This window comes from Arthrobacter sp. TJ-217 (assembly GCF_058269255.1).
This window is the reverse complement of record NZ_JBZCNJ010000007.1, coordinates 99542-122422: the sequence shown is the minus strand read 5'-3', so window position 1 is coordinate 122422 and position 22881 is coordinate 99542. Positions and strand designations below refer to the sequence as shown.

General features: G+C 66.9%; 22 protein-coding genes. 11 read left to right on the top strand and 11 right to left on the bottom strand.

All coding sequences use genetic code 11. The annotated features are described in order from the left end of the window. Nucleotides 1–76: 76 nt before the first annotated feature. Nucleotides 77–1129: an LLM class flavin-dependent oxidoreductase gene (locus tag AC4D2R_RS13460; RefSeq protein WP_490940505.1), complete on the bottom strand. Its 1053-nt coding sequence runs from the start codon at nt 1127–1129 to the stop codon at nt 77–79. A gap of 163 nt (nt 1130–1292) precedes the next feature. Here AC4D2R_RS13460 and AC4D2R_RS13455 point away from each other — a divergent pair, with 163 nt between their 5' ends. From AC4D2R_RS13455 to AC4D2R_RS13445, 3 genes are all read left to right on the top strand, one after another. Beyond that, a complete protein-coding gene (locus AC4D2R_RS13455) occupies nt 1293–1808 on the top strand; it encodes a MarR family winged helix-turn-helix transcriptional regulator (RefSeq protein ID WP_490940503.1) in 516 nt (171 codons plus the stop codon). Beyond that, complete coding sequence (locus tag AC4D2R_RS13450; RefSeq protein ID WP_490940501.1) at nt 1805–2470, top strand: NADPH-dependent F420 reductase; 666 nt, start codon at nt 1805–1807, stop codon at nt 2468–2470. The genes AC4D2R_RS13455 and AC4D2R_RS13450 overlap by 4 nt, the downstream gene beginning before the upstream one ends. A gap of 80 nt (nt 2471–2550) precedes the next feature. Next, nucleotides 2551–3618, top strand: a complete 1068-nt coding sequence (locus AC4D2R_RS13445; protein WP_490940499.1) for an LLM class flavin-dependent oxidoreductase — start codon at nt 2551–2553, stop codon at nt 3616–3618. Between the two features lie 68 nt (nt 3619–3686). Here AC4D2R_RS13445 and AC4D2R_RS13440 read toward each other — a convergent pair whose 3' ends face one another. The 5 genes from AC4D2R_RS13440 to AC4D2R_RS13420 form a co-directional block, all read right to left on the bottom strand. Further along, nucleotides 3687–5048, bottom strand: a complete 1362-nt coding sequence (locus AC4D2R_RS13440; protein ID WP_490940497.1) for an FAD-binding oxidoreductase — start codon at nt 5046–5048, stop codon at nt 3687–3689. A gap of 420 nt (nt 5049–5468) precedes the next feature. Continuing rightward, complete coding sequence (locus AC4D2R_RS13435; protein ID WP_490940496.1) at nt 5469–6194, bottom strand: alpha/beta fold hydrolase; 726 nt, start codon at nt 6192–6194, stop codon at nt 5469–5471. Between the two features lie 318 nt (nt 6195–6512). Further along, nucleotides 6513–7442: an alpha/beta fold hydrolase gene (locus AC4D2R_RS13430; RefSeq protein ID WP_490940494.1), complete on the bottom strand. Its 930-nt coding sequence runs from the start codon at nt 7440–7442 to the stop codon at nt 6513–6515. A gap of 80 nt (nt 7443–7522) precedes the next feature. Further along, the gene (locus tag AC4D2R_RS13425; protein WP_490903192.1) at nt 7523–7813 is read right to left on the bottom strand and encodes a MoaD/ThiS family protein; all 291 of its coding nucleotides are present in this window, start codon (nt 7811–7813) and stop codon (nt 7523–7525) included. Between the two features lie 13 nt (nt 7814–7826). After that, a complete protein-coding gene (locus tag AC4D2R_RS13420; RefSeq protein WP_490940492.1) occupies nt 7827–8918 on the bottom strand; it encodes a WD40/YVTN/BNR-like repeat-containing protein in 1092 nt (363 codons plus the stop codon). A 130-nt stretch (nt 8919–9048) separates the two neighbouring features. On the opposite strand from AC4D2R_RS13420, the gene AC4D2R_RS13415 reads away from it, so the two are divergent. Then, nucleotides 9049–9972 (top strand): DUF4031 domain-containing protein, encoded by a 924-nt coding sequence (locus AC4D2R_RS13415; protein WP_490940490.1) that lies wholly within the window; start codon nt 9049–9051, stop codon nt 9970–9972. An 86-nt stretch (nt 9973–10058) separates the two neighbouring features. Further along, nucleotides 10059–11198 carry an aminotransferase class V-fold PLP-dependent enzyme gene (locus AC4D2R_RS13410; protein WP_490940488.1) on the top strand — a complete coding sequence of 380 codons (1140 nt, stop codon included), beginning with the start codon at nt 10059–10061 and terminating at the stop codon, nt 11196–11198. A gap of 45 nt (nt 11199–11243) precedes the next feature. On the opposite strand, the gene AC4D2R_RS13405 is transcribed toward AC4D2R_RS13410, so the two are convergent. The 4 genes from AC4D2R_RS13405 to AC4D2R_RS13390 are packed head-to-tail and all read right to left on the bottom strand — an operon-like array spanning nt 11244 to nt 14772. Then, complete coding sequence (locus AC4D2R_RS13405; protein ID WP_490903197.1) at nt 11244–11645, bottom strand: universal stress protein; 402 nt, start codon at nt 11643–11645, stop codon at nt 11244–11246. Further along, entirely contained in the window at nt 11642–13171 is a 1530-nt protein-coding gene (locus AC4D2R_RS13400) for a tripartite tricarboxylate transporter permease (RefSeq protein WP_490940487.1), read from the bottom strand. The genes AC4D2R_RS13405 and AC4D2R_RS13400 overlap by 4 nt, the downstream gene beginning before the upstream one ends. Nucleotides 13172–13180: 9 nt before the next feature. Continuing rightward, nucleotides 13181–13726 (bottom strand): tripartite tricarboxylate transporter TctB family protein, encoded by a 546-nt coding sequence (locus tag AC4D2R_RS13395; protein WP_490940485.1) that lies wholly within the window; start codon nt 13724–13726, stop codon nt 13181–13183. Between the two features lie 29 nt (nt 13727–13755). After that, the gene (locus AC4D2R_RS13390; RefSeq protein ID WP_490940483.1) at nt 13756–14772 is read right to left on the bottom strand and encodes a tripartite tricarboxylate transporter substrate binding protein; all 1017 of its coding nucleotides are present in this window, start codon (nt 14770–14772) and stop codon (nt 13756–13758) included. Between the two features lie 147 nt (nt 14773–14919). Between AC4D2R_RS13390 and AC4D2R_RS13385 the strand changes: the two genes are divergently transcribed. From AC4D2R_RS13385 to AC4D2R_RS13360, 6 genes are all read left to right on the top strand, one after another. After that, entirely contained in the window at nt 14920–15804 is an 885-nt protein-coding gene (locus AC4D2R_RS13385) for a LysR family transcriptional regulator (protein WP_490940481.1), read from the top strand. A 151-nt stretch (nt 15805–15955) separates the two neighbouring features. Then, nucleotides 15956–16882 carry a 5-dehydro-4-deoxyglucarate dehydratase gene (kdgD, locus tag AC4D2R_RS13380; protein WP_490940479.1) on the top strand — a complete coding sequence of 309 codons (927 nt, stop codon included), beginning with the start codon at nt 15956–15958 and terminating at the stop codon, nt 16880–16882. Further along, complete coding sequence (locus AC4D2R_RS13375) at nt 16879–18483, top strand: aldehyde dehydrogenase (NADP(+)) (protein WP_490940477.1); 1605 nt, start codon at nt 16879–16881, stop codon at nt 18481–18483. The genes kdgD and AC4D2R_RS13375 overlap by 4 nt, the downstream gene beginning before the upstream one ends. Before the next feature lie 3 nt (nt 18484–18486). After that, entirely contained in the window at nt 18487–19818 is a 1332-nt protein-coding gene (locus AC4D2R_RS13370; protein ID WP_490940475.1) for an enolase C-terminal domain-like protein, read from the top strand. 74 nt (nt 19819–19892) lie between these two features. Then, on the top strand, nt 19893–20813 hold the full coding sequence (locus tag AC4D2R_RS13365) for an AEC family transporter (protein WP_490940473.1): 921 nt from the start codon (nt 19893–19895) through the stop codon (nt 20811–20813). A 79-nt stretch (nt 20814–20892) separates the two neighbouring features. Continuing rightward, nucleotides 20893–22074: an L-talarate/galactarate dehydratase gene (locus tag AC4D2R_RS13360; RefSeq protein ID WP_490940471.1), complete on the top strand. Its 1182-nt coding sequence runs from the start codon at nt 20893–20895 to the stop codon at nt 22072–22074. A 46-nt stretch (nt 22075–22120) separates the two neighbouring features. On the opposite strand, the gene AC4D2R_RS13355 is transcribed toward AC4D2R_RS13360, so the two are convergent. Then, the gene (locus tag AC4D2R_RS13355; protein ID WP_490940469.1) at nt 22121–22807 is read right to left on the bottom strand and encodes a GntR family transcriptional regulator; all 687 of its coding nucleotides are present in this window, start codon (nt 22805–22807) and stop codon (nt 22121–22123) included. Nucleotides 22808–22881: the final 74 nt, after the last annotated feature.

Below are 22881 nucleotides of genomic sequence, written 5' to 3'. Positions count from 1 at the left end.
CGTCGACAACCTCAGCCCCGGTTCCTAGAATGCCCGGGGCCTCAATGGCGGACGGCGCTGGCCGCCATTGAGGGGTTCAGGAACGGGACAGTTCATCCCGGACGCGAGGGGCCACTTCGGTGCCGAAGAGGCGCAGGTTCTCAAGGAGGACGGCGTTCGGCATCGGACCCAGCCCGTACTTGAGGTCGAACCGGTTCACTCCCAGTGCCTTCATGCTCCGGACAATCCGCCGTGCCACCGTCTCGGGGGATCCCACATAAAGCGAGCCGACGGCGATCTCCTTTTCGTAGAATTCCCGGGTGATGGGCGGGAACCCCCGCTCGTAGCGCGCCTCCAGCTGGAAGGTCTCGTACGTCGGCCAGTACCCCTCGATGGCCTGCTCGTCGGTGGCCGCGACATGGCCGGTGGAGTGCAGCCCGATGGGGAGCTCACCGAAGCCCGCCTCAGCGGTCGCCTGCCGGTACAGCTCGCTCAGCTTGGCGAAGCGTGCCGGATTGCCGCCGATCACGGCGAGCATCAGGGGGAAGCCGTACTGCGCCGCGCGCACAACCGACGCCGGGTTCCCGCCGACTCCGATCCAGGTGGGCAAGGCGCCGTCCGTGGTCCGCGGGAAGACATCGAGGCCGTCCAGAGCGGGGCGGGTGGTGCCGGACCACGTGACCGGCTTCTCGGACCGGAGCCGGGAGAACAGTTCAAGCTTCTCCTCGAACAGGCGGCCATAGTCCTCGAGGTCGAAGCCGAACAGGGGGAAGGATTCCTTGCTGGAGCCGCGGCCGAGAATCACTTCGGCCCGCCCCTGCGAGACCGCATCGAGGGTCGCATACCGCTGGAAGACCCGGACCGGGTCATCCGAGCTCAGGACGGTGACGGCCGAACCGAGCCGGATGCGGGAGGTCTGGCCGGCGACGGCCGCCAGGACGATGTCGGGCGCAGAGAGGGGCATTTCCTCAACGTGGTGCTCGCCGAGGCCGAAGAAATCGAGGCCCGATTCCTCGGCGACAACACCTTCACGCACCAGGGCGTGGATGCTGCGGGGCTGGCTGAGCAGCTCCCCGTCGCTGCCTCTTGTCACGTCGCCAAAACTGTCGACGCCGATCATGATCGGGTACTGCTCGAGGATTTCAGCCATTTCATCTCCAACGCCTGGTGCTTGTAGTTGATGTATCAACTATGCGAACCCTAGGACCGATGTAATGGACATGTCAACAAAGTCGAGCCACCGCCTCATGATGTTGACATATCAACTACTCGAACATATAGTGGACATGTCAATCAATTGTGGAGGGGAAGTCATGGCTGCTTACAGCACCGCCAAGGAAAACCGGCAGCACAATCCAGCGCGCCGCAGCCCGACGGCCGCCGAGCTGGCCATCTGGCGGGATCTTCTCGACATGACGGCCGAACTTCGCCGGCGCATGGGCGTTGTCTTGAGCAGCTCGAATCTGTCCGGCCAGGACTATGAGGTCCTGCTGGCCCTGACCGAAGCGGACGGGCGCGAGCTGCGGTCCTCGGAACTGGCGGGGGCCATCAACTGGGAGCGCAGCCGGCTCTCCCACCACATCGGGCGGATGGAGAAGCGGGGCCTGGTGCGCCGCGAAGAATGCCTGACGGACAACCGTGGCGCCTTCGTCCAGCTGACAGACGCCGGAGCCGACGCCTTCCGGCGTGCCTCGGTGCCGCAGCTCCAGGCGGTGAAGGAGCACTTCTCTGACGCCTTGACGCCATCTCAGCTGGAGAACCTCGCCGACATCCTTGATTCACTCCACCAGCACTTCGAAGCCAATTCCTCCAAGGGGGACCCACGATGAGCAATACTCCTTCCGCCTCCAACCTCCCCCGCATCGGCGTTCTCGGAGCAGGCCATGTCGGCCCGGCCATCGGCCGGGTTGCCATCGAGGCCGGCTACCCGGTCTCCATCGCCGGGTCCGGCGACCCGGCGAAGATCGCCCTCATCACCCAGATCCTCGTTCCGGGAGCGAAGGCCGACTGGCCCGCGCAGGTGGCGGCCGAGGCCGACATCGTGATCCTGGCGATCCCGCTGCACAAGTTCAGTACCTTCGACCCGTCCCTGGTGGCCGGCAAGGTCGTCGTCGACCTGATGAACTACTGGGCACCCATCGACGGCACGCAGCAGCTGTTCGAGGACCCGCGCTATGGCAGCAGCGAAATCGTCCAGCGGCACCTCAGCGGCGCGCGGGTCGTCAAGTCCTTCAACCACGCCGGGTACCACGAGCTCGAAGCCGACCGCCGGCCGGCCGGCGCCGCGGATCGACTGGCGCTCGGAGTGGCGGGGGACGACCGGGAAGCGGTGGAGCTGGTCGCCGCCCTGGTGGAGAACATCGGCTACGACGCCGTCCTGCTGGACAGCCTCCGCGAGGGGCGGATCCTCGAACCCGGCGGGCCGGTCTTCGGCGCTTCGCTCAATGAGGAGCAGTTCGCGCAGGTCCTCACCGAGAAGACCGCGGCCTAGGCCGCACCGCTGTCCGCGGTCACACCGCTAGGGACCCTGCGGGAGTGCCCGCACCCACCACCCAGATAAAAGGAACAATTGTGAACGACTCACCAAGCCTGCGGACGGGCTTTCCCCTGACCTTCGGACTCGACACCTTCGGTGATGTCCATTCCGACGAGAACGGGACCCTCAATTCGCACGCCCAGACGGTCCGCAACATCGTCGAGCAGGGCGTCCTTGCGGATTCCGTGGGCATTGATTTCTTCGGCATCGGCGAGCACCACACCTACGACTACCCGCTCTCCGCCGGCGACCTGGTCCTCAGTGCCATTGCAGCGCGGACCAGGAACATCCATCTCGGCTCCGCCGTGACCGTGCTGAGCTCCGACGATCCCGTCCGCGTCTTCCAGCGGTACTCCACCCTGAACGCGCTGTCCTCGGGGCGGGCCGAGGTGATCCTGGGCCGTGGTTCGAGCATCGATTCGTTCCCGCTCTTCGGCTACGACCTCAGCGACTATGAAGTGCTCTTCGAGGAGAAGTCGGAGCTGTTCGCCGAGCTGCTCAAGGGAAGCCCCGTCACCTGGACCGGCACAACCCGCGCGGCGCTCAAGGACCAGGACGTCGTCCCGCACCTCGAGGCTGAGCCGTTCCCCACCTGGATCGGCGTCGGGGGGAGCCCGCAGTCGGTTGTCCGGGCCGCCCGCCACGGGTACAACCTCATCCTTGCCATCATCGGCGGCTCGCCCGCCCGCTTCCAGCCGTTCTCCAGCCTCTACCTCGAGGCGCTTGAGCACTTCGAGCGCCCGGCCCAGCCGATCGGCGTGCATTCGATGGGCCACGTGGCCGCGACCGACGAGCAGGCCCAGAAGGAGTTCTGGCCCCGGTACCTCGCGGTGATGAAGCATGTGAGCAAGACCCGTGGGTTCGCCATTCCAACCCCGGAATCGTTCAGGCACGAAATCGGCCCGCACGGCGCCATCTATGTCGGTTCCCCCGAGACGGTGGCCCGCAAGATCGCCGCCAACCTCAGGGTCCTCAACGCGTCCCGGTTCCAGCTCAAGTTCGGCATGACGGGCCTGGCGCACACCGCGGTGATGAACAACATCGAGCTGTACGGCACCAAGGTGATCCCCCTGGTCCGGGAGATCCTCGGCAGCGAATCCTGAGTGCTCAATGCTGCGGCACCGGCAGCGGGGCGGCACCGGTTTGGTGCCGCCCCGCTGCAGGTATTCCGTTAGAGGATGCCGCGGGGATCGTACGCCGCACGGACCTCCGCCAGCCGGGTGCGCGTCTCGGCGGGCCAGGAGCTGAGGGCCGCCTCGTCCGCGGGTCGGGTCTGGAAGTTGATCAGAGTCCCGTCCGAGAGCCACGGGTCCAGCTGGGCCGTGACGTTTTCCATGACCTGCGGCAGGACCGTCTCGAAAAGGCTCGGATCGGGCACGCCGACCAGCAGGACCGAGTAGTCGGCGCTTCGCCCACCGACGGCGCTTCCCTCGGGGACATCGCGGCCGGCCGCACCTCCAAGGTGGCGCACTTCCGCTGCCACGACGGGAACGTTGACCTCGGGGCCAACGGCTCCAAGGAGTGCGGCCGCGAAGCCGGCATCGGCGTGGGTCAGGAGCCGCTGGACGCTGCCGTCCCATAGGGGAATCGGATCCGATGGGTCGTTGTGGATTGTTCCGATGTCGGCTGCCGCCATCTCACCGACCGCATCGATGAGCGCCGGGGCGGCCCCACGCAGGGGTGCCAGGAGCCGCTCGCCCTCTCCCGCGTCGCCCACGTACGCCACGCGCAGGTGCAGCGCCGTCTTGCCGCGAAGCGGCTCAGGGATGAAGTCGAGCGGCGGGAACCGGACGATCGCCGCCGATGAGGTGAGCGTTTCGGGTACCGTCTTCGTCCACTCGAGCCAGGCGGTGAAGACACGTCCGACGTGTTCGGGGTCGAAGAACAGGGAACCGCCATACAGCGTCTCCAGTGGCACAAGTTCGAGCTCAAGGGAGGTGATCACGCCGAGGCCGCCTTTTCCGCCACGCAGCGCCCAGAACAGGTCGGGGTTGGTCATTGAATCGGCGTGGAGGAGGTCGCCGTCACCGGTGACGACCCGGAAGCTGCGGACCCAGTCGGAGGACATGCCGAAGGTGCGCACCAGCGGGCCCACCCCGCCGCCGAGCAGGTAGCCGACGGCTCCGACATTCGTCGAGGAACCCACAACGGGTGCCAGGCCGTGCTTGGCCGCGGCTGCGACGACGTCACTGACGCGGTGCCCGGCCAGCACTGTGGCGGTGCGGCTCGAGGGGTCGATCTGCACGTCCCCCGCCAGCCGGGACGTGGTCAGCAGGAGGCCGTCGGTGACGTTGGCGTAGGATCCGTGGCCCGTGGCCAGAACGGTCAGCGGAAGGGAGTTATCCCCCGCGAAGCGCACGGCGGCTGCCACATCGGCCTCGGACTCGGCGCCCACCACCAGATCAGGGCGGTGCTCCACAAACAGGTTGTACGCTGCCGCTTCCGCTGGGAGGCCTTCATCGCCGCGTGCGAACACCGGTCCTGAGATAAGGGTTCGCAGCTCGTTGAGCTGGTGTACTGAAATTTCTGCCATGGGGGAGGCCTTTCACGGGTAAGACGGAGGTGCGGTGCGGGCCGGTGTCTTGCCGCCGGAGCGGTCACCGGCGCGGGGGAGAACGGTAGGTCCGGGAAAAGGCCTGGTTACCGCGTATCGCTTCGGCCCCGTACGGGCGAATCACTGGCACTGCGGTTGGCGCGGGCCCCTGGCGGCCCAGCACTCCGCGTCCGCGGGTGGCAGGAGGGCAGTCAGGTAGCTTTTTGTCCAACTGTTCAACTATACGGAGAAATTCCCCGAACAGGTCAGCATGGGGCCGCACCCATGAGCGCTGGGCGGTCCGGGACTGGGCGCGGGTGAGCGAACTAACACGCGTCAGGCACCCGCCGCAGGCCCTTGACGCATCAGGGGGCAGGGACCGCCCGGACGGTCCCTGCCCCCTGATGGCGCGCGGGCTCGTCAGCCGCCGTTGCTGGCCTTGAGGGCGTCGAGGATGACGCTGGTGACCACGTCGGGCTGGGAGACACCGACGGCGTGGGAGGCCCCGGCGACGTCCTCCGTGCGCCGGGATCCTGCCCGCTCTGCCATGAAGCGGTGCGCCGCGGCGGGGATGTTGAGGTCCTGGTCGCCGAAGACGAACCAGGAAGGGACGGACTTCCACGCCGGCTCGCCGGAGAAGGCCTCCCCAAGGGCCTTGTCGGGGATGGGGCGCTGGGTGGCGGCCATGAGGAATGCGACGTCGTCGGGCACGTCTTCGGCGAACTGGTGGTGGTACTTCTTCACGTCAATGTAGGTGTCGTTGGAGCCGTCGGGAAGCGGGTAGGTCACCAGGGTCGGCCCGAGGCTGCCGCCGGGGAACTTGCCCGAAAGGTCCGCTGCGCTTTCGCCGTCCTCAGGGGCGTAGGCGCCGACGAAGACCAGTGCGCGCACGTTAGGGTTGTCCGCCCCGGCCCGGGAGATGAGCATGCCGCCGTACGAGTGGCCCACAAGCACGACAGGGCGGTTCAGGCCGGCGACCACACTGGCGAGGTATTCAGTGTCGACCGCAACTCCGCGCAGCGGGTTGGCCACGGCCAGGGCCGTGTAGCCTTCACGCTGCAGGCGTTCGATGACGCCGTTCCAGCTTGCCGACTCGGCGTACGCGCCGTGGATGAGTACCGCCAGCGGCCTTGATGAATCACTCATTGTTCTTCCCTTCGATTGGATTGAGGTCCTGCTTGAAGAGAGGCCAGGCCGCCCGGCCGGAGTGCCGTCCGGAGGTGCGGAAAACGGCGTTCAGATCCGGCTGCTGGCACGGCCTGTCGCCCTGCCGAATCGACGCTTCCGGAAGCGGTTCAGCAGGGAATTGAGATGCCTTGATCGGCTCTCTACCAGATAACCAAACATAGCGGCGGCCTTCCCGAAGGCAAGCGAATCCCCGAAATTCCCTGTGCGTTACGCCGGGCTCTCCCATTCTTCAGAGCACTCGCCGGTGCCCTGGAGATGCCGGCGGGCCTTCATCGGCTAGCCGGCGACGGTTTGCTCCGCACCGAAGAAGGAGGCGAGGACCTTGGCGGTTTCACCCGGCAGTTCTTCGGGGATGAAGTGCCCGGACGGCAGGGACTGGCCGCTGACCTTTCCCCCGCACTGCGCCTGCCACAGGTCAATGGGCTGGAAGAGCCGGTTGACCACGGCACGTTCGCCCCAGAGCACCTGGGTGTCACAGCGGATTTTCCCGCCGTTCGCCCTGCTCTCGCGGTCGTGCTCGAGGTCGATGCCTGCGCTCGCCCGGTAGTCCTCGCAGATGGCGTGGATGGTGCCGGGCTCGAAGCAGCGTTCATACTCGGCGAGCGCTGCAGGTTCGATGAACCCCAGCCCGCCGCCGCCCAGGCCGCCGAGGGTGGCGTGAAGGTAGGGCAGGGCGCTGCCCGTGATCATCTGCTCCGGCAGCGGCTTCGGCTGGATGAGGTGGAACCAGTGGTAGTACGCGGTCGCGAAGGCCATGTCCGTCGCGTTGTACATGTCCAAAGTGGGGGCGATGTCGATCACGCAGAGCTTGTCGAGGCGGTTCGGATGGTCGACGGCGAGCCGGTGGCCGACGCGCCCCCCGCGGTCGTGCCCGCAGAGAAGGAAACTCCCGCGCCCAAGGGCATCGACGACATCCACGAGGTCCTGGGCCATCGCGCGTTTGCTGTAATTGCTGTGGTCGGGCATCCCCGGTGCTTTCGACGAATCACCGTACCCGCGCAGGTCGGGCAGAACGATGAAGTACTCCCGGCGCAGCTCCTCCGCCACACGCCGCCACATGACGTGAGTCTGCGGTGAGCCGTGGACCAGAAGCAGGGTGGGGCCGGCTTCGTTGCCGCCGTACCGGGCGAAGATGGAGGCGCCTTCGACGTCGAAGGAGCGGGCTTCAAAACCCTCAAACCAGCCCGGGGCTTCTGTGGATTCCATGGCGGCGATCGTACTCTGCGCCGTGTGCCCGGTATACAGCTCAGCTCCACGTTACGCACGCAGCGCGGGCGCCCGGAAGTTCAGCCGCCGGCCACCGACTGCATGACCATCACCGTGCCGCCCGGCTCAACCGGGGTCTGGAGGAGCTGGAGCCGGCGCACATCCTCGCCGTCGACGTACACGTTGACGTATCGGCGCAGTTCACCTGTTTCATCGCGCAGGCGGCGTGCGAGAAGGGGACGCCCGTTGCACAGTTCCTCGAGGACCCCGGCAACGGTGGCAGGGGAGCGCAGTGGTACGTCGACCTCGCTGCGCCCTTCCGCGTAGGGCCGCAGGAGGGTGGGAAGCAGGACGGTGACGGAGTTGCCCATGGCGTGTTCGGGGTCAGCCGATGACGGCGGCGCGGACGCAGAGGACGTCGGGAAGGTTGGCCGCGACCTCGGTGAAGGTGGCACCCTCGTCGGCACTGGCGTAGACGCTTCCGCCGCGGGTGCCGAAATACACACCGGCCGGTTCGGCGGTGTCCACCGACGCCGCGTCGCGCAGGACAGCGTTGAACTCGCGGCGGGGAAGGCCTGTATCGAGCCGGGTCCAGGAGCCGCCCGCATCGTCGGTGCGGTGGACCGCGAGTTTGCCGTCGGGGGGAATCCTCTCCCCGTCGGCCTTCAGCGGAATCACCCAGGCCGTCCCGGACCGGCGGGGATGGGCGAGCATGACGAACCCGAAGTCGGAAGGCAGGCCATCGGCGATCGAGTCCCACGATTCCGCTCCGTCCTCGCTCACATAGACACCATGGTGGTTCTGGGCGAAAAGGCGCTCCGGGTCCTGTGCATCGCGCGCGATCTTGTGGACGCACTGGCCGAACTCGGGCTGCGGGTCGGGCAGGAAATAGGCGGAGATTCCACGGTTGCGGGCCTCCCAGGACGCACCGCCGTCCCGCGAGCGGTACACCCCTCCGGTGCTCATCGCCACGTGCACCGTGTCATCGGCCGGGCTGGGCAGCACGGTGTGGGCGGCGGCGCCACCGTAACCCGCGCCCCAGTCCTGCCGGTGCGGGTGGTCCCACAGTGCCCGGTTGAGCTCGAAGTGCTCCCCGCCGTCGGTGGATTTCCACACGGAGATCGGTTCACAACCGGCCCAGACGACCCCGGGCCTGTTCTCGGAGTCCGGTTGAAGCTGCCAGATGCGCTCCAGCGCGGTGCCGTCGGCGGCGTCGAAACCGATGCCACCTCGTTCCGGCTCGGTCCAGCTGGCGCCGAGGTCGTCCGAGTGGACCACCGAGGGTCCCCAGTGCTCGGAACGGGTGCCGACGAGGATCCGGGTGCCTCCGCCCCGGGTATCGATACCAACGCTCGGGACTTCCTGCATGAGGAACATGGGTTCGGACAAGGTCCAGGAACGCCGGTCGGGGCTGGTGGCCAGCCACAGTCCCTTTTTCGTGCCAATCGCCAGAACAGCACTGTTCTGATCCGTCATAACTCCCCCACGGTGTTTTTCCAAGGACGATGAGCGGTGCTTGTGATGCCACTGCGAGAATGGCACAGCCCCGCCCATCTGTACATAGACGGGCCCGGATAGGCTGCGCCGCCCCGCCTAGACTTGCCCCATGGCCGTTTTCATCGATCCGCCGCTCTGGCCGGCGCACGGCACTGTCTTCTCGCACCTCATCTCCGACGCCTCCCTCGCGGAACTCCATGATTTCGCCGCCTTGGCCGGGGTGCCGGCCCGGGCCTTCGACCAGGACCACTACGACGTACCCTCACACCGGTACCCGGAGCTGGTCCGCCTCGGCGCGGTGGAGGTCAGCGGCGGCGAGCTGGTGCGCATCCTGATCGGCAGCGGGCTGCGGGTGCCGGCCCGGAAGCGGCCGGGGCGGCTGCGCTCGACGCTCCAGAGCAGGTGGAACGCCGTCCTGCCCGGGACGCCCGGAATCGGTGCGGAACTGCTGCAGCGGTGGAGCGAACCGCACCGGAAATACCACACGCCGGAGCATCTGCTGGCCGTCCTTGAGGCGCTCGACGCACTGATGACGGCCCAGGACTCCTCCCTGCGCCGTCCCGTGCTGCTTGCCGCCTGGTTCCACGACGCCGTATACCGGGGCGTGGCGGGCGGGGATGAGGCCGACTCCGCGGCGCTCGCCGAACGTGCCCTCGCCGGAGCGGGCCTTCCCCGGCATGACATCGACGAGGTTTCCCGGCTTGTGCTGCTGACCGTCACTCACGCGCCGGCCCCCGGGGACCGGGCCGGTGCGCTCCTGTGCGACGCCGACCTTTCGGTGCTGGGCAGCCCGCCCGCACGGTACAGCGAGTACCTGCGGGCCGTCCGGGCCGAATACGCTTCGGTGCCCGAGGCCGACTTCGCGGCAGGCAGGGCCAAGGTCCTCCAGCGCCTGCTTGCGATCGAGCCCCTGTTCTCGACGGCGGAGGGTTCACGCCTCTGGTCCGGGCGGGCCCGCGCCAACCTCTCGACCGAGCTCGCCGCCCTGGCCGGTGCCGCCGGGCGGGCCGGGGCGGGAGAAACCAGCCGGTAGCCCGCCGGTTTCCCGCGCAGCGCCGGCGTCACGAGGCTGAACCGATGCGGGCCGGCGGGCCGCCCGCACATCTGAAGGGGAAGAAAATGAGTGGACACCCTGGAACCTCCTACCGGGCCGAGTTCACCGAGGAGCGCGGCTATCTCAACTTCGCCAGCTACGGGCCTCCCTCGCGGACCGTTATCGAAACCGCGGTGGAGCTGCTTCATGTGGCGGCAGGTGGAGCGGTGGGAGCGAGGGACGTGCTGCAGGGGCACGAACTGCGCGCCCGGAGCGCTTTCTCACGGCTCAGCGGGTTCCCGCTCGAGCGGGTGACCCTCGTTCCGCACACCTCCTTTGGACTGTTCCAGGTGGCCTTCGGTATCACCGGGGGCCCGGTGCTCGTCGGATCGGGAGAGTTCCCCGCCAATCTGTACCCCTGGCACAAGGCCGAGGGGAGGGGCGGCGGTGAAGTGCTTCGGGTGGGCACGCCCGGGGATTTCATGACGGCCGAGACAGTGGAGCGGTCGCTGACCCCTGACACCGTGGCGCTCGCCGTGAGCGCCGTCGACTTCCGGACCGGGTACCGTGCGGATCTCGCCGCCATCCGGGAGGTGCTGGGCCCGGACCGGCTGCTGGTTGTCGACGGGATTCAGGGGTTCGGCGTGCTGGACCAGGACTGGACAGTGGCCGATGCCCTCATCGTCGGCGGCCAGAAATGGATCCGGGGCGGCTGGGGCGCCGGGGCGCTTGCGTTGTCCGAGGCGGGCCTCGACCGCATCCGGCCCGTTCTCGGTGGCTGGTCCGGAGTTCAGGAGGCCGGCGACTACGACGGCGCGCTCCATGCGCCCCTTCCGGGCGCACTCCGGTTCTCCATGTCCAACCTCTCGCCGACCGCCGTCGGGCCCTTCGCGGCAGCCCTTGAGCTCATCGAAACGGCGACCGTCCTGTGGATTGAAGCGCAGGTGGGCCAGACCGTCGAACGGCTGCTTGCCGACCTCGATGCGGCGGGGGTGCATGTCGTTTCAGCGGTGGAGCCCGCCCGCCGGGCCGGCATCGTCGTCGCAGAGATCCCCGGGGGGATGGCGGCGGCCGCCCTCGCGGACCTCGCCGACGCCGGCATGACCGCCACGCAGCACGGAAGCGGACGGATCCGCCTTTCACCCCATGTGACCACGCCCGCCGACGCCCTCGCCGAGGCGGCGGGAATCCTGGGACGCAGGGCTTCCTCCGGGTCCCCGGGGTGAGGCCGGCGGAAGCCAGGGCCTGCCGCCGGCCTCACCGAAAGGGACCTAGGAGTTGTCCGGGGCTTTGACGGCGAGGACGGGGCGGTCGGCTTGGAGGAGGATCCGCTGGGCGTGGCTGCCCATGATGAACTTGCCCACCTGCGATCGGCGGCGCAGCCCGATAACGATCAGTGAGGCACCGGTTTCCTCGGCGATCTCCATGAATTCCTCGGTCAGGTCATCGGTGTGCCCGGGCTGGCGCACCACCGCTTCGATATTCACTGCTTTCGCCCGTGCGAGCAGGCCCGCGACCTGCTCGTCGGAAGCGAGCGCCGCATCTACGGGTGCTCCCTTCCGCGGGGAGTTGAGGATCACGATGCCGGTGTTCCTCAGCCGGGCCTCCTCAAGGCCGGCCTCCAGGGCTGCCTCTCCCTCAGGGGTGGGGACATATCCAATGAGAATGCTCATACTGACTCCTTGTCGTGAATCGTCGCGTTTGCGGTTTTCTTGGCCCGTGCCTTCTTCAAGCCGCTCTGGACGACGGGCAGCAGCACCACCAGGACGAAGACCAGGAGCAGGACCCCGGAGATCGGCCGGGTGATGAACCCGGTGGGGTCGCCGCCAAAGAGCAGCAGCGAACGGCGCAGGCTCTCCTCAAGCAGCGCTCCGAGAACGAAGGCAAGAACGAGGGGCCCCGGTTCGAAGCCGAACTTCTTCATGAGGTAGCCCAGGACGCCGAAGACAATCACGAGCCAGATATCGAAGATGCTGTTGTTGATCGTGTAGACGCCGATCAGTGTGATGAGCACCGTCACCGGGGCCAGGATCGCCGGGCGCACCCGCAGGACCTTCACGAAAATCCCCACGAGCGGGATGCTCATGATCAGCAGCAGGATATTGCCGATGTACATGGAGTTGACGACGCCCCAGAACAGTTCCGGTTCGTTCTGGACCAACTGGGGGCCGGGCGTGACCCCTTGGATCAGCAGGGCCCCGAAGATGATTGCCATTGTTGCGTTGGCGGGGATGCCCAGAGTGAGCAGCGGAATGAACGAAGACGTTGCCGCAGCGTTGTTCGCCGATTCCGGGGCCGCGACCCCCTCGATCGCTCCACGGCCGAACCGGGAGGGATCCTTGGCCCGCTTTTTCTCCATCGCGTACGCCGCCATCGAGGACAGGGTGGCTCCACCGCCGGGCAGGATCCCGAGGAAGAACCCGAGAACCGACCCGCGGCCGATGGCTCCGGAGGACTGCTGGAGGTCTTTTCGCGAGGGCCAGACGTTGGCGACCTTCGAGGGAGCCTGGACCTTGTTGTGGCGCTGCTCGAGGTTGTAGAGGATTTCGCCGAGGCCGAAGATACCCATGGCGATGGGAACGAAGTCGAGCCCGTCGGCGAGGGAGAGGCTGCCAAAGGTGAAGCGGGAGCCGCCGGTGAACCCGTCGCGGCCCACGGTGGCCAGGAGGAGGCCGATGGCCGCTGCAATAAGGGCTTTCAGTTTGCCGCCGTTGCTGACCGTTGCGACAAGCAGGATGCCGAGCAGGGCGAGGGCTGTGTACTCCGGCGGTCCAAAATCGAGGGCGAATCCGGCGACGAGGGGCGCCAGGAGGGTGAGTCCGATGATCGAAATGGTGCCGCCGACGAACGAGCCGATAGCGGCGATTCCGAGGGCGGTGCCGGCCTTTCCCTGTCTGGCCAGCGCATACCCGTCGAAAACCGTAACGACCGAGGACGCCTCACCCGGCAGGCGCAGCAGGACGGAGGTGATCGTCCCGCCGTACTGGGCTCCGTAGAAGATGCCCGAGAGCATGATGATTGCCGTGACGGGTTCAACGCCATAGGTCAGCGGCAGCAGGATGGCGATTGTCGCTGCGGGGCCAAGCCCGGGCAGGACGCCGATGAGCATGCCGATGACGACGCCGAGCAGGCAGTACAGGAGGTTGACGGGTTCGAGCACGACGCCGAATCCGTTGACGACCGGTTCAAGAATGTCCATGGGTTTTCCCTAGAAAAGATGCGGGATGGGCACGTTGAGTGCGAAGACGAAGAGCAGGTAGAAGCAGGCGGTGATGACCACGCTGAGCAAGACCGACATGCGCCAGGTCTCTTTCCCCAGGAAGCGGAGCCAGATCAGTGTCAGCACCAGCGCGGGGATCTCAAAGCCGATCGTGTCGATCAGGGAAGCGAAACCGATGAGGGTCGCCAGCCCCGCGATCACCTGGAGGCTTGAGCCCGAGAATTTTTCGGCGTCGACCGCCTTGCGGCCGAAAAGCGCAAGGGCGGCCGCCAGCGCCACGAGCACGACGCTGATGATGAATGGCCACATCCCCGGCCGAGGGTCGGCGGGTGTGCCAAGGCCCATCCCCACGGCGCCGATGATGCCCGCGGTTCCAACGGCCGCCACCACCAGGGCGGAGGCCACATTGGCGAGCGGGCCCGCCGCCGGGGGCTTCTCCTCTTCCCACTCGGCGGCGCGGTCCTCCGGCACAAGATCTTCGGCCAGTTCCCCGGCCATGCCCTCCGCGTGGACGGCCGGCTTTGCGCCGTCCACGCGGGAGCTGCCACCTTTGGAGAGGGAAGTCACTGTCCGCCGCCGAGGTCGATCTCGTATTTCTCAACGAGTTCCTTGTACTTCGCGGCGTTCGCCGTCCACTCCTCGGTGACCTGGCTGCCGTCGACCTCGTGGGGGGTGAAGAGGTTCTCCTCGTTGAATTTCTTGTACTCCTCGGAATCGAAGGCCGTGGTGATCGATTCACGCAGCTTCTCGAGGACCGGCTCGGGGGTTCCCTTGGGTGCGGCAACGGCCCGGTACTGTGACACCGGCACGTCATAGCCGGCTTCAACGGCCGTCGGGGTGTCGGGAAGGTACTGGTTGCGCTCCTCGGAGAAGGTGATGATCGGCGTGAGCGTCCCGGCCTCGATCTGCGGCATTGCCTCGCCGAGCTGGATGGTGGCGAGGTCCACCTGATTGCCCAGCAGGGCGGTCATGGCGGGCGAGCCCCCGTCGAACGGCACATCGGTTCCCTCGACGCCTGCCTGCTTGAACAACAGTGCCTGTGCGAGCTGGCTGCCGGTGCCAACGCCGGTCGTCGCGAAGTTGAAGCTCTTGTCCGCGGCCACGATGTCCTCAATCGTCTTGAGCCCCGACTTCGCGTTCGCCACCAGCACGTAGTCGTCCTGGGAGATGCCGCTGACGATCTCGAGGTCATCGAGGTTCACTGCCTCGTCCTCTCCCACGGCGAGTGGGGTGATGGCGATCAACGACGCGTTGAGCAGGACCAGGGTGTGGCCGTCCGGCTCGGAGTTGGCCACTTCCTGAGTCGCGAGCGCCCCGTTTGCTCCTGGCTTGTTGACCACGGGCATCGCCACTCCGAGGCTTTCCGCCGCGTGCTCTGCGACAGCGCGTCCAATGAGGTCGGTGCTTCCACCCGGATCCTGGCCGATCGTCAGGGTCACCGGGCCAGAGGGAAAGTCGCTGCCTTCGGAATCGGCGCCGGGATTGGCCACGTTGCCACCACAGGCTGAGAGCGATACGGCGAGAACGACGGCGGCGCCGGCGGCTGCTGCCGACCTGAGGCCGGGCTTGGGATTCTTCATGAAATTCTCCTTAGATGAGAAGTGCGTCGCCGTAGGCGGTCCGGATCGTGTGATTGGAGTCACTTCGCATCCGACATATGAAGCATAGGAAGCGCCGCCATGCATGTCTAAGCCCCATAAAGTATAAAGTGATACCCTCAGGGCATTATGTACTCCCTCGACCAGCTCCGTGGATTCGTCGCCGTCGCAGAGGAACTGCACTTCGGCCGGGCGGCCGAACGTCTCCGCATGACCCAGCCCCCCTTGAGCCGCCAGATCCAGAAGCTTGAGCGCGCCATCGACGTCCGGCTCTTCGACCGTGACAACCGCGGGGTCACCCTCACCGCGGCTGGAGAGGCCTTCCTCCACGAAGCCCGCCGGCTTCTTGCCCTCGTTGAAAGCGCCCCCGATCTTGCGCGCCGCATCTCCGCCGGCTCGGCGGGCACCGTCAGGATCGGCTTTACTGCAGCCTCCACCTTCGGCATCCTCGGGGCGCTGCTCAACGAGATCTCCAGCCAGCTGCCGGAAATCGAGATCGACCTGCAGGAAATGGTCACCCGGGAGCAGGTTGGGGCCCTCGTTGAAGGAGAGATCGACCTCGGGCTGGCACGCCCGCCCTTCGATGAGGGGCTCTTCGGATCCCGCCTGCTGTACCGCGAGCCCCTTGTCGTTGCCGTCCCGAGTGGGCACAGCCTCGCCGCGGTCGGGCGTCCGGTCACTGCGCAGGACCTGCGGTCGGAGCGGATCATCATGCACTCGCCGACCGAGGCCAAGTACTTCTACGACCTCATCGTTGGCCTGGCGCCGGCCGGCGGCCTCACCTACGTCCACACCGTCGCCCAAATCCTGACCATGATCTCCCTTGTCGCAGCGGGGCGCGGCATCGCCCTCGTGCCGCACTCCGCCTCCGTGCTCGGCATCGAGGGGATTGAGTACCTGGAGACGAGCGGTTTCGGCGCCGATCCGGTGGAGCTTTACGCCATCTGGCTCAAGGAGTCGCGCAACCCCGCCCTGCGCCGCGTCCTTGAGGCAATCTCCGACCACCTGGAGTAACCCCGGCGAGGCTGCTGCTATGCCCCGAGGGTATCAATCCATACAAAAACAATCTTAGACAGGCATTGATCGGCTCCCTAGGCTGGCGTCATATTCATATTCCTTCGCCGCGTGGCAACCCGCGGACGCCCTCACCTAAGGACATTGTTCTGTGGCTCATCTGAATCCCGCCGAGCTGGCGACCCAAGTCAAGTCAGGCCTGCTCTCCTTTCCCGTCACACACTTCGATGCCCAGCTCCAGTTCGATGAGGATCGCTACCGGGACCACCTGGCCTGGCAGGCCGGCTACGACGTCGCCGGGCTCTTCGCGGCCGGCGGCACCGGTGAGGGTTTCTCCCTGACCACCGGGGAACTGGACCGCGTGGTGCGGGTCGCCGTCGACGAAATCGGGGGCAAGGTCCCGGTGATCGCACCGGCGACTGGTGGCACCTTCTCGGGCATCGAGCAGGCCCGCGCAGCACAGGAGGCCGGCGCCGACGGCATCCTGCTGATGCCGCCCTACCTCACCGAGGCGGACCAGGAGGGCCTGATCGAGCATGTGAGCGCGGTGTGCCGCTCCACCGACCTGGGCGTCATTGTCTACAGCCGGGCCAACGCCGTCCTCAATGACCGTTCGGTCGCCATCCTTGCAGACCGCAACCCCAACCTCGTCGGGTTCAAGGATGGAATCGGGAACATTGAGCAGATGACCCGCATCTATGCGCGGGTGGGGGACCGCCTCGCGTATATCGGCGGCCTGCCAACGGCTGAAACCTTCGCGCTTCCGCTTCTGCAGCTCGGGGTCAGCACCTACTCGTCGGCGATGTTCAACTTCGCGCCGGAGTTCGCGCTCGCCTTCTACAAGGACGTCGTGGCCCAGGACCGCGACGCGGTGTACGCCAAACTCAACGACTTCGTCATTCCCTACCTCGATATCCGCGATCGGGTGAAAGGGTACGGGGTGTCGATCATCAAGGCGGGGCTCGATGCCGTGGGCCGCAACGGCGGCCCGGTCCGGCCGCCCCTGCAGAACCTCACCGAGACCGACCTTTCGGATCTCACAGCCCTCATCCAGAAGATCGGCCAGGAGCACCCATGACCACAACCACCGCCGCAGCTGTCACCGGACAATCCATCCTCGCCGGCACCGCCGTCTTCGGTGATGCCGGCACCGTCCGCGCCGTCAACCCGGCCACCGGGGACGAGCTCGAACCCGCCATCGGGCTCGTCAGCACCGAACAGCTCGCCCGGGCGGCCGCCGCCGCCGACGCTGCCTTCGACTCCTACCGCGCGACCACACCGGAGCAGCGCGGCGCCTTCCTCGGGCGCATCGCCGACAACATCGACGCGCTCGGGCCGGTCCTCACCGAGCGCGCCGTCCAGGAGACGGGCCTTCCCGCGGGACGGATCGACGGTGAGCGCGCCCGCACGGTCGGCCAGCTCCGTCTGTTCGCGGCAGTCGTCCGCCAGGGGGACCATCTCCAGGCGCGCATTGATCCCGCCGAGCCGGAGAGAAGCCCCCTGCCGCGCGCCGACATCCGCCTGCGCCACATCGGGCTGGGCCCGGTTGCCGTCTTCGGTGCAAGCAACTTCCCCCTCGCTTTTTCAACAGGGGGCGGCGACACCGCTTCGGCCCTTGCGGCCGGGTGCCCCGTCATCGTGAAGGCCCACAACGCCCACCCCGGCACGGCCGAACTCGTCGGACAGGCAATCACGCAGGCGGTCCTCGACAGCGGCCTTCCCGGAGGGGTCTTCTCCCTGGTGTTTGGAGCCGGCACCACCATCGGCCAGGCCCTTGTTGCCGACCCGCGGATCAAGGCCGTCGGCTTCACCGGTTCACGCAGTGGAGGACTCGCCCTGATGAAGACCGCCGCGGCCCGGCCGGAACCGATCCCCGTCTACGCCGAAATGTCCTCGATCAACCCCGTCTTCGTCCTGCCCGCAAGCCTAGAAGGCGACACCGCGAGGCTTGCGGCGGATTTCATCGGCTCGCTGACCATGGGCTCGGGCCAGTTCTGCACAAACCCCGGCCTGATCTTCGTGCCCGCCGGCGCGGAGGGGGACGCCTTCATCCATGCCGCAGCAGGAATACTTGGCGAAATCCGCGGAGCGACGATGCTGACGGCCGGAATCGCCACGGCGTGCAGCGTGGGCATCAACGACCTGCGGGCCGCCCCCGGCGTGGAGCAGGTAGCCGAAGGCCTGCCCGGCAGCACCGAGAATGCACCCGCCCCCGCGCTCTTCAGTACGTCGACCCGGACCTTCATCGACAGTCCGGCACTCCAGGAGGAGGTCTTCGGTGCAGCGGGTGTCTTCATCCGGTACGACAGCCCCGAGGACCTGACTGACGCGGTAGAAATCCTCCAGGGCCAGCTCACGGCAACGGTCCACGCCGCCCCCGCCGACTCCGGCGCCGCGGCGAAACTGCTGCCGGTCCTTGAGCGCAAGGTGGGGCGGATCCTCTTCAACAGCTGGCCCACAGGCGTCGAGGTGGGGCATGCGATGGTCCACGGGGGGCCGTTCCCTGCAACCTCGGACCCGCGGTCGACCTCCGTGGGAACCCTCGCCATCCAGCGGTTCCAGCGCCCGGTGAGCTACCAGAACATCCCCGACGCGCTGCTGCCCGAACCCCTGCAGGAGGCCAACCCCTGGCACCTGAACCGACGCGTCGACGGCACCGTTCGAAATTGGGAAGGCTGAACCATGACGGTCAACACCCCGGTCATCGTGTCGGTCGAAGCAGTGCCTGTCGCCGGCCACGACAGTATGCTCCTGAACCTCAGCGGTGCCCACGGCCCGTTCTTCACCCGGAACATCGCCATCCTCACCGACAGCAACGGCAATACCGGGCTGGGGGAAGTTCCCGGTGGGGAGGCGATCCGCGCCACCATCGAGGACGCGGGGAACCTCCTGATTGGACAGCCCCTTCCCCGGTACCGCCAGCTGCTCCGGCGTGTGGCCGAGGAATTCGCCGACCGGGATGCCGGCGGGCGGGGAGCCCAGACCTTCGACCTGCGCACCACAATCCACGCCGTCACCGCACTGGAGTCGGGCATGCTCGACCTTCTGGGCCAGCACCTCGAAGTGCCTGTCGCCGAACTTCTTGGTGAAGGGCAACAGCGGGACAAGGTGCAGATGCTCGGCTACCTCTTCTACATCGCCGACAGCAACAGGACCGACCTTCCCTACCTCATCGAGGAGAACCCACGCGATGACTGGGAGCGGCTGCGGCGGCAGGAGGCAATGACCCCGGAGGCCATCGTGGCCCTCGCCGAGGCAGCCCAGCGGCGCTACGGCTTCCAGGACTTCAAGCTTAAGGGCGGCGTCCTCTCCGGCGCGGAGGAGGTCAAAGCCGTCAAGGCGCTCGCGGCCCGGTTCCCAGACGCGAGGATCACCCTCGACCCGAACGGCGGGTGGCCGCTCAAGGAAGCCATCGAGCTGTGTTCCGACCTGCGTGGGGTGCTCGCCTACGCCGAGGATCCCTGCGGCCCCGAAAACGGTTTCTCTGGACGGGAGACGATGGCCGAATTCAAGCGGGCGACCGGCCTGCCGACGGCGACGAACATGATCGCCACCGACTGGCGCCAGATGGCCCATGCCGTGCGCACCCACGCCGTTGACATCCCTCTTGCCGACCCGCACTTCTGGACCATGCAGGGATCGGTCAGGGTGGCCCAGCTGTGCAGCGACTTCGGTCTGACGTGGGGATCGCATTCGAACAATCACTTCGACATCTCCCTTGCCATGTTCACCCATGTGGGTGCCGCCGCGCCCGGAAAGGTCACGGCGCTTGACACTCACTGGATCTGGCAGGACGGGCAGCCCCTCACCCGGGACCCTCTGACGATCACCAACGGGTACATCGAGGTCCCGGACCGCCCCGGACTGGGCATTGAACTGGACCGGGAGGCTCTTCAGCGGGCCCATGAGCTCTACCTTCAGCATGGGCTCGGTGCGCGCGATGATGCCGCAGCAATGCAGTACCTCGTTCCCCAGTGGCAGTTCGATCCAAAGCGCCCCTGCCTCGTGCGGTAAGCAGCCGATGCCGAATGAAACCGCCCCCCGGCAATGCCGGAGGGGAACCGCAGCATCAACGAAGGGGGTCGGGGGTGGGCGGGGTTCTTGCGGGGTTCACCATCGTGGCGATTGTCATCGTCGTCGGGTACCTCGCCGGCCGCCTCGGAATCGGCGGTCCGTCGGCCGGCCAGGCGTTGACGCAGACGGCATTCTTCATCACCAATCCAGCCCTGCTCTTCACGGTCCTCGCCCAGGCCGATCTCGCGCAGGTGTTCTCCGCCTATGTGCCGATCGCGCTCCTCGCGGCGGTAACGACGGCACTCCTGTACCTGGCGATCAGCCTGATCTGGTTCCGCCGGCCCGCGGCGGAGACCGCAGTAGGAGCGATGTCCAGCTCCTACGTCAACGCGAACAACATCGGCATACCCATCGCGGTCTACGCGCTGGGCAACGCAACCCCCGTGGCCCCGGTGCTGTTGATGCAGCTGCTCGTGCTCGCACCCACATACCTGACCATCCTCGACCTGACCTCCGGCCGGACGCCGTCCGTGCGGCGGATCTTCACCCAGCCGTTCCGCAATCCAATGATCATCGCCTCCCTGCTGGGAGTCCTCATCTCCTGGACGGGGCTGAGGGTGCCGGGCGTTCTCTGGGAACCACTGATGCTGCTGGGCGGGGCCGCGGTTCCCCTGGTCCTCATGGCCTTTGGAATGTCACTGAACGGCAGCACCCCGCTGAAGGACAGGAACAGCAGGGCGGAGGTGATCACCGCCGTGGCACTGAAAGCACTTGTCATGCCTGCAGTGTCCTATGCCGCGGCCACGTACGTCTTCGGCCTGAGCCGGGAGCTCGTGTTCGGCGCAGTCCTCATGGCGGCCCTGCCGACGGCGCAGAACGTGTTCATGTTCGCCAGCCGCTACGGCAGGGGCACGGCGCTGGCCCGCGACGTCGTCCTCCTGTCGTCGGCAGCAGCGGTTCCGGTCCTTGTAGGAGCGGCATGGCTCCTCGCCTGAAGTCCCGCCCTCGGTCCGCTTGCCCGCCGTTCCACGGCCACAGTTTCAGTTTGTCACCCAACCAACCCCGGGAGATCCAATGAGCAGTGCAACACCCGCCTCGACCCTGCTGTCCGCGGTATCGGGGGGCGAAGCCACGACCGACCGCATCCGCCACGTTGAGCTCTCCACGCTCGTCCTACCCCTGGCGGTGCCCATCAGCGACGCGAAGGTGCTCACCGGCCGGCAGGAGCCAATGACGGAGATCGTGTTCCTCGTCGCGGAGATCCTGACCGAGAACGGGGTGTCCGGGATCGGCTTCAGCTACTCCAAGCGCGCCGGTGGCCCCGCGCAGTACGCCCACGCCCGCGAGATCGCCGACCGCCTGCTCGGCGAGGACCCAAGCGACATTGGGCGCATCTACCAGAAGCTGCTGTGGGCCGGCGCGTCGGTGGGCCGCAGCGGCGTCGCCACCCAGGCCATCGCCGCCTTCGATATAGCGCTCTATGACCTCAAGGCGAAGCGGGCCGGCCTGCCGCTCGCGAAGCTGCTCGGCGCATACCGCGACTCCGTCCGGACCTACAACACCTCGGGTGGGTTCCTCCAGGCTCCGGTCGAGGAAATCAAGGAACGGGCATCACAGTCACTGGCCGAGGGGATCGGCGGAATCAAAATCAAGGTGGGACACCCGGACTCCAAGGTCGATCTCGCGCGCGTCACAGCACTGCGCGAACATCTCGGTCCCGACGTGCCCTTCATGGTCGACGCGAACCAGCAGTGGGACCGGCCGACGGCGATGCGGATGGGCCGGGCGCTCGAAGAGTACAACCTTGTCTGGATCGAAGAGCCGCTCGACGCCTACGACGCCGAGGGGCACGCGCAGCTCGCCGCACGCCTCGACACGTCAATCGCGACCGGGGAGATGCTTTCCAGCGTCGGTGAGCATGTGAGCCTCATCGAGAACCGTTCGGTGGACATCATCCAACCCGACGCGCCACGGATCGGCGGAATCACGCCGTTCCTGCGGCTTGCCACCCTGGCCGACCAGGCGGGACTGCAGCTTGCTCCGCACTTCGCGATGGAGATCCACCTGCACCTCGCCGCGGCCTACCCCCGGGAGCCTTGGGTTGAGCACTTCGAGTGGCTGAATCCCCTGTTCAACGAACGGCTTGAGACGAAGGACGGCAGGATGACCGTTCCGAACCGGCCCGGACTCGGGTTCACCCTCAGCGACCAGGCCCGCGCATGGACGACCGACAGGGTGGAGTTCGGAAGGAAGTAGCAGGGCGGCTCCTCGGGCCCGCCCCGAGGAACCGTGCCTTTAGGTGCTACAGGATCTTTCGTATCGCGCGCTGGAAATCGACGACGTGGTTGAGGGCGAGCTCCGCGGCAAGCTCGGCGTCGCCGTCGGCAATGGCGTTCAGGAGGCCGATGTGCTCACCCACGTGGCCCGCGACCGAAGGCACCCTGTCTAAAACAAGGCACCAGATGCGCGTGGCCAGGTTGTCGTACCGAATCAGCACGTCCTCCAGGTGCTTGTTTCCTGCGGCGCGGTAGATCGAGCGGTGGACAGCAATGTCGTAGCGCATCATCGTCCGCTGGTCTGCTGCAGCGTTGTCCAGCCCGGCGATGGTTTCGGCGAGGCCGCGGAGTTCGGCCCGCAGTTCTTCGTTTGCCGCAGCGGCCGCACGACGCGCGGCGAGCGGCTCAAGAAGCTCCCGTATTTCCGATACTTCAGCCAGTTCAGTGATGTCCACACTCGTTGCGAAGGTGCCCCTGCGGGGATAGGAGACGAGGAGGTGGTCCCCTTCGAGGCGCTTGATCGCCTCCCGCACGGGGGTGCGGCCGATGCCCATTTCGGCGGCGATGCTCGCCTCGTTAAGGATGTCCCCGGGACGAATCTCCAACATGATCAGCCGGTCCCGCAGCAGCCGGTAGGCCTGTTCGGCAAGAGAAAGACCGCCCGGCTGGGGCCCGGCCGGGGCTTCCGCTTCGATGAGGATGCTCACTGCCATTCCTGATGCAGTAACGGTGTCCGCGCCATGGTGCTGTCTCCTATTGACCGAGAGTGATGTCCGACATACTATTA

Excerpts from the sequence above, each read along its gene's own strand:
- AC4D2R_RS13460 (WP_490940505.1), bottom strand. The coding sequence starts at position 1,129 with ATGGCTGAAATCCTCGAGCAGTACCCGATCATGATCGGCGTCGACAGT.
- AC4D2R_RS13455 (WP_490940503.1), top strand. The coding sequence starts at position 1,293 with ATGGCTGCTTACAGCACCGCCAAGGAAAACCGGCAGCACAATCCAGCG.
- AC4D2R_RS13450 (WP_490940501.1), top strand. The coding sequence starts at position 1,805 with ATGAGCAATACTCCTTCCGCCTCCAACCTCCCCCGCATCGGCGTTCTC.
- AC4D2R_RS13440 (WP_490940497.1), bottom strand. The coding sequence starts at position 5,048 with ATGGCAGAAATTTCAGTACACCAGCTCAACGAGCTGCGAACCCTTATC.
- AC4D2R_RS13435 (WP_490940496.1), bottom strand. The coding sequence starts at position 6,194 with ATGAGTGATTCATCAAGGCCGCTGGCGGTACTCATCCACGGCGCGTAC.
- AC4D2R_RS13430 (WP_490940494.1), bottom strand. The coding sequence starts at position 7,442 with ATGGAATCCACAGAAGCCCCGGGCTGGTTTGAGGGTTTTGAAGCCCGC.
- AC4D2R_RS13425 (WP_490903192.1), bottom strand. The coding sequence starts at position 7,813 with ATGGGCAACTCCGTCACCGTCCTGCTTCCCACCCTCCTGCGGCCCTAC.
- AC4D2R_RS13420 (WP_490940492.1), bottom strand. The coding sequence starts at position 8,918 with ATGACGGATCAGAACAGTGCTGTTCTGGCGATTGGCACGAAAAAGGGA.
- AC4D2R_RS13415 (WP_490940490.1), top strand. The coding sequence starts at position 9,049 with ATGGCCGTTTTCATCGATCCGCCGCTCTGGCCGGCGCACGGCACTGTC.
- AC4D2R_RS13410 (WP_490940488.1), top strand. The coding sequence starts at position 10,059 with ATGAGTGGACACCCTGGAACCTCCTACCGGGCCGAGTTCACCGAGGAG.
- AC4D2R_RS13405 (WP_490903197.1), bottom strand. The coding sequence starts at position 11,645 with ATGAGCATTCTCATTGGATATGTCCCCACCCCTGAGGGAGAGGCAGCC.
- AC4D2R_RS13400 (WP_490940487.1), bottom strand. The coding sequence starts at position 13,171 with ATGGACATTCTTGAACCGGTCGTCAACGGATTCGGCGTCGTGCTCGAA.
- AC4D2R_RS13390 (WP_490940483.1), bottom strand. The coding sequence starts at position 14,772 with ATGAAGAATCCCAAGCCCGGCCTCAGGTCGGCAGCAGCCGCCGGCGCC.
- AC4D2R_RS13385 (WP_490940481.1), top strand. The coding sequence starts at position 14,920 with ATGTACTCCCTCGACCAGCTCCGTGGATTCGTCGCCGTCGCAGAGGAA.
- AC4D2R_RS13375 (WP_490940477.1), top strand. The coding sequence starts at position 16,879 with ATGACCACAACCACCGCCGCAGCTGTCACCGGACAATCCATCCTCGCC.
- AC4D2R_RS13370 (WP_490940475.1), top strand. The coding sequence starts at position 18,487 with ATGACGGTCAACACCCCGGTCATCGTGTCGGTCGAAGCAGTGCCTGTC.
- AC4D2R_RS13360 (WP_490940471.1), top strand. The coding sequence starts at position 20,893 with ATGAGCAGTGCAACACCCGCCTCGACCCTGCTGTCCGCGGTATCGGGG.
- AC4D2R_RS13355 (WP_490940469.1), bottom strand. The coding sequence starts at position 22,807 with ATGGCAGTGAGCATCCTCATCGAAGCGGAAGCCCCGGCCGGGCCCCAG.